The organism is Vibrio sp. E150_011, assembly GCF_053544015.1.
Genome location: NZ_JBHFOL010000002.1, coordinates 23,963 through 36,184 on the forward strand (window position 1 = coordinate 23,963; position 12,222 = coordinate 36,184).

11 protein-coding genes are annotated in these 12,222 nt (G+C 43.9%); 7 read left to right on the forward strand and 4 right to left on the reverse strand.

Annotation, left to right across the window (positions count from 1 at the left end; translation table 11 throughout):
- Window positions 1–10: 10 nt before the first annotated feature.
- Window positions 11–883 (reverse strand): ethanolamine ammonia-lyase subunit EutC, encoded by an 873-nt coding sequence (eutC, locus tag ACE1OE_RS03310; RefSeq protein ID WP_449210127.1) that lies wholly within the window; start codon window positions 881–883, stop codon window positions 11–13.
- Window positions 876–2,288: an ethanolamine ammonia-lyase subunit EutB gene (locus ACE1OE_RS03315; RefSeq protein WP_449210128.1), complete on the reverse strand. Its 1,413-nt coding sequence runs from the start codon at window positions 2,286–2,288 to the stop codon at window positions 876–878. The genes eutC and ACE1OE_RS03315 overlap by 8 nt, the downstream gene beginning before the upstream one ends.
- Before the next feature lie 186 nt (window positions 2,289–2,474).
- Between ACE1OE_RS03315 and ACE1OE_RS03320 the strand changes: the two genes are divergently transcribed.
- Complete coding sequence (locus ACE1OE_RS03320) at window positions 2,475–3,443, forward strand: helix-turn-helix domain-containing protein (RefSeq protein WP_449210129.1); 969 nt, start codon at window positions 2,475–2,477, stop codon at window positions 3,441–3,443.
- Window positions 3,444–3,736: 293 nt separating this feature from the next.
- Here ACE1OE_RS03320 and ACE1OE_RS03325 read toward each other — a convergent pair whose 3' ends face one another.
- Window positions 3,737–4,678, reverse strand: a complete 942-nt coding sequence (locus ACE1OE_RS03325; protein ID WP_449210130.1) for an aromatic alcohol reductase — start codon at window positions 4,676–4,678, stop codon at window positions 3,737–3,739.
- A gap of 120 nt (window positions 4,679–4,798) precedes the next feature.
- Window positions 4,799–6,160 (reverse strand): Na+/H+ antiporter NhaC family protein, encoded by a 1,362-nt coding sequence (locus ACE1OE_RS03330; protein WP_449210131.1) that lies wholly within the window; start codon window positions 6,158–6,160, stop codon window positions 4,799–4,801.
- Window positions 6,161–6,316: 156 nt separating this feature from the next.
- Between ACE1OE_RS03330 and ACE1OE_RS03335 the strand changes: the two genes are divergently transcribed.
- The 6 genes from ACE1OE_RS03335 (at window position 6,317) to ACE1OE_RS03360 (ending at window position 12,140) form a co-directional block, all read left to right on the forward strand.
- Window positions 6,317–7,201, forward strand: a complete 885-nt coding sequence (locus ACE1OE_RS03335) for a helix-turn-helix domain-containing protein (protein ID WP_449210476.1) — start codon at window positions 6,317–6,319, stop codon at window positions 7,199–7,201.
- A 500-nt stretch (window positions 7,202–7,701) separates the two neighbouring features.
- Window positions 7,702–8,463 carry a 2-dehydro-3-deoxy-D-gluconate 5-dehydrogenase KduD gene (gene kduD / locus ACE1OE_RS03340; RefSeq protein ID WP_102471928.1) on the forward strand — a complete coding sequence of 254 codons (762 nt, stop codon included), beginning with the start codon at window positions 7,702–7,704 and terminating at the stop codon, window positions 8,461–8,463.
- 18 nt (window positions 8,464–8,481) lie between these two features.
- A complete protein-coding gene (locus ACE1OE_RS03345; RefSeq protein ID WP_372062180.1) occupies window positions 8,482–8,994 on the forward strand; it encodes a YgjV family protein in 513 nt (170 codons plus the stop codon).
- A gap of 19 nt (window positions 8,995–9,013) precedes the next feature.
- On the forward strand, window positions 9,014–9,334 hold the full coding sequence (locus ACE1OE_RS03350) for a cupin domain-containing protein (protein WP_449210132.1): 321 nt from the start codon (window positions 9,014–9,016) through the stop codon (window positions 9,332–9,334).
- Window positions 9,335–9,406: 72 nt separating this feature from the next.
- On the forward strand, window positions 9,407–10,045 hold the full coding sequence (locus ACE1OE_RS03355) for an RpiB/LacA/LacB family sugar-phosphate isomerase (RefSeq protein WP_102471859.1): 639 nt from the start codon (window positions 9,407–9,409) through the stop codon (window positions 10,043–10,045).
- Window positions 10,046–10,373: 328 nt separating this feature from the next.
- The gene (locus tag ACE1OE_RS03360) at window positions 10,374–12,140 is read left to right on the forward strand and encodes a sodium:solute symporter family protein (RefSeq protein WP_449210133.1); all 1,767 of its coding nucleotides are present in this window, start codon (window positions 10,374–10,376) and stop codon (window positions 12,138–12,140) included.
- Window positions 12,141–12,222 lie beyond the last annotated feature (82 nt).

Sequence of the window (12,222 nt, forward strand, 5' to 3'; positions counted from 1 at the left end):
CTTCTACATATTAAGAAACTAATAAATTGTTGCTGTGCTTGTCGTCGAGATGCTTATGACATTGCTCATCCACCAATGATCGGTCTTTCAAGTTCACGCCAGAAAGCTGTAATTTTCGCGCCTCGGTGAGCAAATAGAACGCACGCTGGCAAGCATCGTCGTAATTAAGACCTTGTGGCCGTACGTTAGAAATACAATTTCTTTGTGAGTCCTTCGAACCTCGCTTTGCCCCCCATGTCAGATAGAGCCCCATACTGTCCGGTGATGTTAGGCCTGGTCTTTCTCCGACTAAAACGAGTACGGCTTTCGCTTTAAGGCATTGGGCAACATCATCACCGACCGCAACTCGCCCCTGCTTGACCACGGTTATTGGCGCGATTGTCCATTGGTTGACGTCATCTTTTATTAATAAGGACATCAAGCGTTCGATTACCGGTACGGCGTGATTCTGAATAGAAACCGATGACAAGCCATCAGCAATGACGATCGCTAGATCGGGCTGAGCATTCTGTGCTTTGGTGATGCCTGCGAGCTTATTCCATGATGCGTCATCAAGTTGACGTCCTAAATCGGGACGTTGTAAATACATTAGGCGATCGGTCACCTTGCTGGTCATTGTCATTGGTGGCTCGTGGGTGTGTTTAAAAATTAGGTCTGAACCCGTTAACCCTTCGATTAAGGTATCGACATCTAAAGCGCAATGAACGGCGTCCATTGCTTTTGCATGATCTAGCTGAAAACTAAGTAATTCGTTGGTCGGTACACTGTTACCGGTTCGCCCTAATGCGATGCGTGCAGAAGTGAACTCTCGAAGCTCAACCCAAGGGTTTCGAATTACTACGTTTATTGATTTCTGGCCTTTACGTTCGATGAGTTTATCCATGAGAGACCCTCGCGTTTAATTGTTCGATGGTTGCGGCGAACGAACTCGCGGTGCCATTATTGAGACGCACGTCATTGATGTCTTCAAAGATCCCCATTTTCATCAACCACTGCTCGAACTCTGGTGCCGGTTTTAAGCCCAATACCTTTCTAGCGTACAAGGCATCATGGAATGAGGTCGTTTGATAATTGAGCATAATGTCGTCGGAACCTGGAATACCCATGATGAAAGAACACTCTGCAACGCCTAGCAACGTAAGCAGGTTATCCATATCGTTTTGATCGGCATAAGCATGATTGGTGTAGCAAATATCGCATCCCATAGGCAATCCAAGTAGCTTTCCACAGAAGTGATCTTCTAATCCAGCCCGTATGATTTGCTTCCCATCAAACAGATATTCAGGTCCAATAAAGCCTACAACCGTATTGACGAGCAAAGGATCAAACTGTCTCGCCACGGCGTAAGCACGCGCTTCACAGGTTTGTTGGTCTACACCATGAAAAGCATTCGCAGACAATGCCGTTCCTTGACCCGTTTCAAAATACATCACGTTATTGCCAACGGTGCCTCTGTTGAGAGAAAGCGCGGCTTCTTGGGCTTCTTGCAACACGTTTAAATTAATACCGAACGTGTCATTTGTACCCTGTGTGCCGCCTATCGACTGGAAAACAAGGTCAACGGGCGCACCAAGCTCAATGGCTTCAATGGTGTTTGTTACGTGAGTTAAAACACAGGACTGAGTTGGTATTTGATAATGCTGAATGACTTCATCCATCAAGTTCATTAACTTGATGGCTTGAGGCACATTATCAGTCGCAGGGTTGATACCTATTACTGCATCACCACTGCCGTACATAAGACCATCGAAAATAGTGGCAGCAATACCATTGAGAGAGTCTGTCGGATGGTTTGGTTGCAGGCGCGTTGATAAACGGCTCGGCATGCCAATGGTATTGCGAAAGGCGGTGATGACTTGACATTTTTTAGCGACCTGGATGAGGTCTTGATTGCGCATTATCTTACTCACCGCGGCCACCATTTCGGGGGTCACCCCCTGGCGAATTTGTGCAATTGCAACGCTATCTGCAAGATCACTTAGAAGCCAATTACGAAAGTCCCCAACAGTTAGATGCTCTATCGGTTTAAAGGCTTCATTATCATGGCTATCAATGATTAGGCGTGTGATTTCGTCACTCTCGTACGGGATAACAACCTGGTTCAAAAAGGTCTTCAGTGGTAAGTCGGCCAGTGTCATTTGTGCAACGACTCGTTCAGCAGCCGATTCTGCGCATACGCCAGCTAACGCATCTCCAGAGCGCTCAGGCGTCGCCTTCGCCATTAAATCGGCGAGCGAGTCAAAGACATATATTCTATTTCCCTGTTGCCGACGATAACTTGCCGTCATTACGCTTCCTTTTCACAACATGGTTCATTTTTTGCTAAACCATCAATACAGATAAGTAAAATAAAAGCGAATTACGTTCCAACCCATTATCAAAAATCGGCAATGTTATAATGTGCATATAAAACAGTTTGTTACGATATTTTTGCCCCAAATTGATTCACAGAATACACATCGGAAAGAGTTATCATGGATGTAGACGTCGTCCCACTAGCACCAGAACTGTGCATAAGGCATATAAAAGATGCAAACCAACAAGCCGCAAGCTTAGTCAATTGGCAGCAAGAGTATGACCAGTTGAGTAATGGTGGGTTTGTCGGGCAAATAAACGAGCGTAAATTACCCACCATTCATATTTTCCGAGAGGATAGTAATCGAGCTTTACGACAGCAGTGCCGTGTTGAAGGTGGCGGGTTATGGCTTGGGTTAAGTACTGGCGACAAATCCTTGCATATTAACCATTCACGTCAAGATGCAGACAAAATTTTGCTTCGTAAAGGAGGCTTGGATTTTGAGTTAATGACACCAGAATCATTTTCAATCTATGGCATTGTGCTTAAACAAGAATTTGTCCAGACTCTCCTAGAGCAACTGAATCTTGACGGTATTACTGAAGATGAACTTTATTTACCGAAGTTAACAAGGCAACAAACTCAACAACTCAAGTACTACTTGGCTATCCTACTTGATCCTCAGCAATTACGTTGGTCAAGCAAAACTCATGACACCATTATTAAGGACGTGTTGCTGGAATTGCTTTCATCAAGCTTTGAAAACGAAATCCGTTCGAATTCGATACCACATCGACAAATCGTGATGAATCGCATCATTTGCTATCTGGAAAGTCGAAGTTACCATACCCCTGTCACTATCAGTGAATTGTGTAATGCTGTGCATGTCAGTCGACGAACGTTACAATACACATTTCAAGCCTGCTGCAATAGTTCACCCAAACAGTTTGTTCATCGAACACGGCTCAATCAAATACGCAGAATGTTGCAAGAACCATTAGAAACCCGCACGATTACCGAGTTAGCTTATGATTTTGGTTTTTTCCACTTAGGCCAATTTAGCCACAGCTATAAGTTATTATTTGGTGAGTCACCATCAAAGACAAGGTTTGCAAATATAAGTGGCTCTTTTGCTGAATTCGAATGAAAGGCGTACCTGCCCAGAGCGGATGTACGTTCTAAAATACACTGAGTTGCAGGCATACCTTATGCGAGTCAGGAGAAAATCTAACAAAAACGCGTCATAAACCCCACATCGAATCACCCTGCACGAATAACAAGGTCAATGTTTCAACCAATAGGAAATTTGAAATACCGGGTTTGGACTTATCAGCTTTGTTAGGACTCTCATATCTACGATATTGAGTTGAGTATTTTTATTTTGATAGGGCCTAATTGTTATTGAGCCCTATCAAAAATAGACAGGGCTAAGTGAGTTGCTTATTCGTTATCATAGATAAAAGTAGGATCAGCGAGTGCATCTTCAGGGGTTTTGCTCACTTTGAAATCGGGGTAAAGCTCAGAGGAGCGTAACGTCTCATCTGTAAAGCAAGCCAGTTTGCCAATCACATAGATCACATAGTTAATGCCCCAACGCTCACGGTCGGTTTCTGCCCCTTTTTTGGCCGTAACTTCATTGCTTGCGGTTAATCGTTGCTCGGTAATAAACTCAGATGAGAAGTGTTCGTACTCAAACTCATGATTAGGATGGTACTTTTTCACCAAGCCCAGCATTTCGTTCTGGCTCAGCACATTGAAGTCCATCTGCACACAGCGATTCATCGTACGTTCATCGGTAATAGCTAGTGCGGCAAGGTGGCCGATATCGGTGATCTCATGAGTATAAATAGGCAGTGCCATATCGCCAAATGTTGTGATAGTGCGAAAGTAACGGAGGTTTGGAAGGAAGTAATCAAAGATCCCGCCGGTGTAGATAAAGGTCCAGCCGATACCAGATTGAAATAGCTTCTCATGAAAGTCTTTCTTGCAATCGAAAAGCACCCCATCGCCATACTCAACGCCACGGGTGTGGACCCCAAACTCGGTAGGAACGAAGCGCTTTACATTGGCTTCCAATGCTGCTTCGAGCCAGATGGGCTCAAGTTCGTTGATAATAGTTTGGTCGCCAGGTACTGCGCACACCAAGCTATCTGCGCCTTTAATAGCTTTGGCCATTTGAGCCTTGTCTTTCATGTCAGCAACCTCGACAATGCGCGCTCCCTTGTCTGTGAATTCTTGCAGTTTGTCAGATAGCCCCGATTGTAGGCTGCGGGTAATGGCAATGACATCATGGCCTAATTCAAGCAGGGTACGTGTTAATGGGGTACCAATCTGGCCTGTTGCTCCAATAATCGCGATGGTTTGTTTTTTGAATGCTGACATAGTTTTATCTCACGTTGTTGTAATTTGATAACTGAATTGTAGAGTTCATCATGCGTCGTTGCATGGTGAAGATGGTCGTGAAAATGGTGAATATTGAACCTGTTCCGGAACATTAATGCCTTAGGAGCAAGGCGAATGAAGAAGCCCTAACACCAAATATCCCCCAAGCGACATCAAGGCAACCTTAGATACGATAGGAAATTGCGTTCTGAAGTGGCTGTCAGGGCTACACTCGGCAGCAGATGCCGCAACAATCACGGAATCTGAAATAGGGGAGCTTTGATCACCAAATACGGCACCAGAGATCACGGCACCTATCAGTAATGGAATAGATAACCCCATTTGTACTGCCATTGGGAGCGCTATTGGGATCAGGATACTGACCGTCGCACCAGAGCTTCCCGTTGCAAAACTGATTGTTATTCCGGTAAGGAAGATAATCGCGGGCAGTAGTTGTGTTGCGACATTGCCATTTAATAGCTGTGCTAGGTAATCTCCGGTGCCTAGCGAGCCGATTACATGACTGAAAGTAAAGGCTAAGGTCAGGAGCATTACCGCTGGAAAAATACGTGTTGCCCCTTCGAATATCCATAAAACCGTATCTCTAAGTGTGATGCCTTTAGTTCGAAAGATAAGGGCGCTGCCCATTAACGCGACATAACCACTTAGGTAGATTGCTTGGCTAATATCCCCCGTCAATGTGGTCACAACGATAATAGTCAGTATCAATAAATAAAGCGGTGCCATTGATATCCATAATGAATATTGAAGCTTATTTTGTTTAACATTACTTTTAGTATGAATAACATGGGGTTTATCCTCTTGCTTTTTAAAGTCATGGGGCAAGATTGAAAGAACGGGGACACTGAATAGAATCAATAAGGTATAGAGCTGATAAGGCATAGCATCCATGACATAATCAACAGCTGTACCATTGATAACACCTTGGTCAATTTGCGCTTGAACTAGGCTTGCCAAGAATAATCCTGCACTGCTGATTGGCAGTAACCACGCTAAAGGGGCACCCGTACCATTGGCAATAAACGCGAGCTTTTGTGATGAGATATCGTGCTGTTTAAAGAGCGAGCGACCAACCACCCCCACCATCATCATTGAACCAATACCCTCAAGGCACATTAGAAACCCAGCAAAGAAGGTCACCAACTGAGCGTGAGCCCGGTTCTGGATCAGTTGTTTCTTCGTTGAGATGACATGCAGCGCCTGACTGATCGCCCCGGCGCGTTGCAAAAGATTGATCACCGCACCAATCATTAAGATGAACACTAAGCTTTGTATCGCACTGGGTGATTGTAGCGTTAGGGTTAATGATCGCAGCGATCCAACGAGGCCTGAGATGAGCGTTGGAGCGAGAATTATGGAACCAACGACAATGCCTGAGAAAATGGAGATATAAGCTTTTCGGGTCGAAATGGCGAGCGAGAGAGCTAGTAGCGGGGGTAAGAGAGAGATCCAGGTATTCATAACAGCCTCCGGTAAATGGAAGCCCAGTTTATCTATATGATGTTCAATAGCATGGTGAAGGTCGGTAGAAAGATGGTAGATATCGAACCTTTACCAGCCGAGCTGAACGGAGATAACTGATATACTAAACTTTAATCTTTAACCCAAACGGTTGTACTGCACGTGTTGATCCCAAGTATTGGTTTTAATCATCAAAAAGCAAACCAGAAAGATATTGAGCTACTTGAGCTGTCTTCATTTTATGGCATGCACAACCTTAAGCATGATCCACAGCAACCCCACCGTGTAAGCTTCTTTATCTTCATCTATATAGAGGAGGGAGAGGGTATCCACATGGTCGATTTTGCAGAGTACCCATATAAGCCGGGATCGATGTTGTTCATCCAGCGTGAGCAGGTTCATAGCTTTGACTTACAACCGGACACTAAAGGCAAGGTGCTTCTATTTACCCAAACATTTTTAGATACCTTACATGCCAACATGCGCTTGCCGAATTACACGCCGACCCACCTGAATCAATTGCACTCCGCTTTGGTGCAATTGGATGAACAAAGCAATCAACGTATTAACAGATTGATAAGTGAGATGGTTATTGAGCAGCAACATAAGGATAGCGACCCATTAATTGTCATGTATCTATTCTCGGCGCTTGCGCAGACCTTGCATCGTTTGAGGCCAGAACTTATCCACGACAAGCTTTCAAAAGAGCAGAGTATTCGCCTCGCCCGGTTCTTTGAGTTGATTCAAGGTAACTTCCATCGGGTGCGTGATGCTAACTGGTATGCCAATCAGCTAAATACCACTTATAAAACTCTAAACCAAGTCTGTAAGCTAGCAACTGGGTTGACGGTGAAACAGATGCTTGATTCATACACCACCATCGAGATGAAAAGACGGCTGGTGATCAGTAATACTACCACCCAGCAGATGGCGTATGATTTTGGTTTCGAGGACGCGAGTAATTTCGTTAAATACTTTAAAAATCTGACGGGTTCGACACCAACACAATTTCAGAAGCGATTTAATAAGTCTAGGCTTTAGCTATCGTGCAACAATTAGTCGGTTTCTAGACTCATGGATAGGTTTAGCTACGGGTAACTTTTACTTTAATTTGTAAAGTTGTTTCGGTAATCACTCCATGCTTAGTGCTATTGGTATCTTCACTGACTCCCCACCACATCACTAGATGCTGCGAAAGATCAAACACGACAATCTCTTTCTGTTCCCTCTCTAAAAAAATTCAAGAATATCTATAACCATCAATGCCGACGACACCACATTTGGCCGGAGGTCTCCATTTCTCTTTCGAACTATCTCGTATCAAGACAAGACGCCATTTTTCGTAATTTATAAAAAGCCTTTTCAAAAAACCAAGAAGGGATAACGATCAACTTCAAACTTTCGAAACAGGTAATAATTATTTTTGAAATGTTGTTTTAAAAATAATTGTAAGAAGGAGGTATTTGCTTTATTGTATGACTAAGTCAAGTGGCCAGCACAACAGAAACGCCACACCACCAAACATAATTGAGGAAGCAAACATGATGTTAGAGTCATTCAATCTGGAAGGAAAAGTAGCGATAGTGACTGGCTGTGATACGGGTCTTGGCCAAGGTATGGCAATTGGTCTGGCGGAAGCTGGGTGCAAAGTAGTTGGCGTTAATTATGTTGAGCCAACAGAGACGGTTGAAAAAATGAAAGCGGCAGGTCATACGTTTTTGGACGTGCGTGCCAATCTTCTAAAGCAAGAAGATATCCCAGGAATTATAGATAAAGTACTGACTGAGTTTGGTCGCGTAGATATCCTTGTGAACAATGCAGGCATTATACGCCGAGAAGATGCGATTGAGTTTTCTGAGCAAAACTGGGATGACGTGATGAACATCAATTCGAAGACCGTTTTCTTTATGTCTCAGTCTGTAGCGAAGCAGTTTAAAGCACAAGGTACGGGCGGTAAGATCATCAATATTGCATCGATGCTCTCTTTCCAAGGTGGTATCCGTGTCCCTTCATATACGGCGTCTAAGAGTGCGGTAATGGGTATTACTCGTGCGATGGCGAACGAATGGGCAAGTGACAACATCAATGTAAATGCGATTGCACCTGGTTATATGGCAACCAACAATACTCAAGCGCTACGTGATGATGCTGACCGTAGTCAGGCTATCCTTGAGCGTATTCCTGCTGAACGTTGGGGTACCCCTAGAGATGTTGCTGGCCCATGTGTGTTCCTTGCTTCATCAGCATCAGATTATATTAATGGTTATACCATTGCTGTCGATGGTGGGTGGTTGGCTCGCTAACGAATTTAGTATTTTAAGATGGTGAACGATACTGTGGCACAAGCTGTAGGGCTATTTAGTTTTCTTCTGGGTATTTCGACCTTTTACCAGAAAGAGGACAAAAAGCTCAAAGTGGTGATGCTGTTGTTGAATGTAAATCATCTTATTCATTTTTTACTATTAGGTTCCATTACATCGGCAATCGGTGCGTTGATTTCAGCGCTCAGAACTTGCACGGCAATGTATACCAAATCGTGGTGGGCGGCAGGATTGTTTGTTGCTCTCGCGGTTGGTAGCGGAGTAGGTTTAGCACAGCATTGGCATCAACTCTTGCCTCTGGTTGGCTCGATTATTGGAACGTACTCAATATTCAAATTGAATGGTATTGCACTTAGAGTCGGCTTTTTATTGGGAGCCGCATGTTGGTTAACCAACAACCTGATTATTGGTTCAATTGGTGGCTCATTGATGGAAATATCAGTGATAGGGATGAATTTATTTACTATTTTTCGTCTGTACCAAGGTAAAGCTAAATGCAAAATTACGACGTAAAAATGGGATTAACAACGATATGTTCGTATATAACGATGACGTAAAAATGGAAGATCTTGGTGCTGGCGTTTCTCGCAAGGTGCTTGCTCATAGCGAAAATATGATGACGGTAGAAGTTCATTTTGAAAGCGGCGCTGTTGGTGCGCTGCATACCCATCCTCATGAGCAGATTACCTATGTTTTGTCGGGAACCTTTGAATTTACTATTGGCGACGTGACCAAAGTGGTGTGCGCTGGCGATACGATGTACAAAAAGCCGGGTATCGAACATGGCTGTGTTTGCCTAGAACCTGGCGTATTACTTGATAACTTTACGCCAATGCGTAAAGACTTTGTTTAAGCTTTGAATCTTGAGATCGAACGTTTAAGCACTAAATTTTAAAATTTGCAGTAATGCTGCGGGAGAAAGTAAATGAAAATCGCGTTAATGATGGAAAACAGTCAAGCCGGCAAAAATGCAATGGTATCCGCTGAACTAGAGTCAGTTGCTGGTGGTTTTGGTCATGATGTTTTCAACCTAGGGATGACAGACGAGAATGATCATCACTTAACTTATATTCACCTAGGTATTATGGCGAGTATTTTGATTAACTCGAAAGCCGTTGACTTCGTTGTGACAGGATGTGGAACAGGCCAAGGCGCTATGATGTCACTGAATTTGCACCCAGGTGTGGCGTGTGGTTACTGTTTAGAGCCGTCGGATGCGTTCTTGTTCAACCAAATCAACAACGGCAATGCTATCTCGCTCGCTTTTGCGAAAGGTTTTGGCTGGGCTGGTGAGCTAAACGTGCGTTACATTTTTGAAAAAGCGTTCTCAGGAGAGCGTGGTCAAGGTTATCCACTGGAGCGAGCAGAGCCACAACAACGTAACGCCGTGCTTCTCAATGAAGTGAAAGCTGCAGTTGTGAAGGATAATTTTATTGATTCACTAAGTGCGATCGATCAAGAGTTAGTGAAGACTGCTGTTGGTAGCCCTCGTTTCCAGCAGTGTTTCTTTGATAATTGCCAGAATCAAGAAATTGCTGATTACGTTCGTTCACTTCTGGACTAATTCTCGCGTTTGATGTGATAGAGCCAGCCTAATGAGGTTGGCTTTTTTATGCTTGGTACTTGGGGGGCTTTCTTTGATAAGCAGAAAAGTTCGCAGTATCACCGTTTAGAACCATGCCTTTTGAAAGCCAACTCTATGCCGCTTGATCTCTTCACCCAAAAGCTTATTCCTCAATAATTTATATACGTTCTTATTTGTATGACTTTTGTATCGCCTGGATCACAAAACTTACAGTGATCTCTTTTATAAAACGTCGTTAATGCAATAATGAAATGGCATTTTAAAAATAAATAAATTTAAACGAAGCAATAATGAAAAGGGGTTCGTAATGAATATCGACATGCTCGTTGTTGGTGTCTACTTTATCTTTATGATAGCGATTGGCGTTATCTTTAAACGTTTTGCAGGCAACTCTACCAGTGACTACTTTCGTGGTGGAGGCAAGATGCTATGGTGGATGGTTGGCTCTACCGCGTTCATGACTCAGTTTAGTGCTTGGACATTTACTGGCGCTGCGGGTAAAGCTTTTACCGATGGGTTCCCAATCATGGTTATTTTCATGGCGAACGCATTTGGCTTTTTACTTTCTTGGTTGTTTTTTTCGTACCGCTTTCGACAAATGCGTGTAGTCACACCTATTGAAGGTGTTCGTCGTCGATTCGGTGCAACTAATGAGCAAGTGTTTACATGGGCAACCATGCCGACAAGCGTGGTTTATACCGGTATATGGCTAAATGGTCTCGCACTATTCGTCAGCGCCGTGTTTAAAGTTGATATAGAAACAACAATTATTGTCACTGGTTTGATTGTTCTCTTTATTTCGGTTCTAGGCGGTGCATGGGGGGTGGTTGCCTCAGACTTTGTACAAATGGTGGTAATAATGGCTGTGACGGTGGTTTGTGCTGTCGCTGCATTGGCCAAAATTGGTGGGCCATCGAATCTTATCGAACAATTCCCAACCGACAGTATTATGGGTTCTGATATGAATTACCCATTGCTGTTCGTATCTTGGTTTATCTTCATGTTCGTGAAGCAACTGCAAAACATCAACAACATGCAAGACTCTTATCGATTCTTAACGGCAAAAGATTCTGTTAACGCACGTAAAGCCGCACTGCTGGCGTTCGTATTGATGCTGATTGGACCGGCGATTTGGTTCTTACCACCTTGGGTAACAGCCATTATCTATCCTGAAGCTGCAACCGTACACGCAGCAGAACTTGGTAGTAAAGCCGCTGATGCGGTCTACCTTGTGTTTGTCGAAAACGTAATGCCTGTTGGTATGGTGGGGCTGCTTATGTCAGCGGTATTTGCGGCAACAATGTCTTCAATGGATTCAGGCTTAAACCGAAACTCTGGTGTGTTTGTGCGTAACTTCTACGCACCGATCATTGACAAAAATGCGGATGACAGAAAGCTGATGCGCGTGAGTCAATTTATGACCATGGTTTTCGGAATATTGGTCATCATGGTGGCGCTATTTATTAATTCTCTACGAGGTTTGAGCCTTTTCGACGCGATGATGTACGTAAGTACACTGCTGCAAATGCCAATTCTAGTGCCGTTGTTCTTTGGCATGTTTATTAAGAAAACACCAGACTGGGCGGCTTGGGCGACATTAGCTGTCGGTATGATGGTGTCTTATATTGTGAGCTTTGTGCTCACAGCAGACGTAGTCGCTAATTTATTAAACCTTGAAGTTCCGTTCACTGGGCGTGAAGCCAGTGACTTAAAAGTTCTTCTTGGGGTGATGGGGCACTTAGTGATAACTGGCGGCTTCTTCTGCCTAACAACAAAGTTCTACAAAGAGCCTGTTGGCAAAAGAAACACAGAGCTTCAAGAGTTCTGGAGTGATGTCGCTACTCCTGTTATCGAAGAAGAAGGCCAAGACGAAATGGATCGCCAACAGCGTGACATGTTGGGCAAGTTAATTCTGGTTTTTGGTGCACTGGTCACCGCTATGATACTTATCCCGAACCCATTTTGGGGGCGTATGGCCTTTGTCTTCTGTGGCGCGGTGATTGTTACTGTTGGCTCACTGTTATTGATGAGTGCTCGGAAAACGCCTCAATTAGAAGTGTCTATTTCTAAGTAACCCGGCAACAAGTAGTCAGTGTATAGCCAGAGAGCACGGTCTCTCTGGCTTAGATTGGTTTACCTCGATGAGGGGGGTAGAA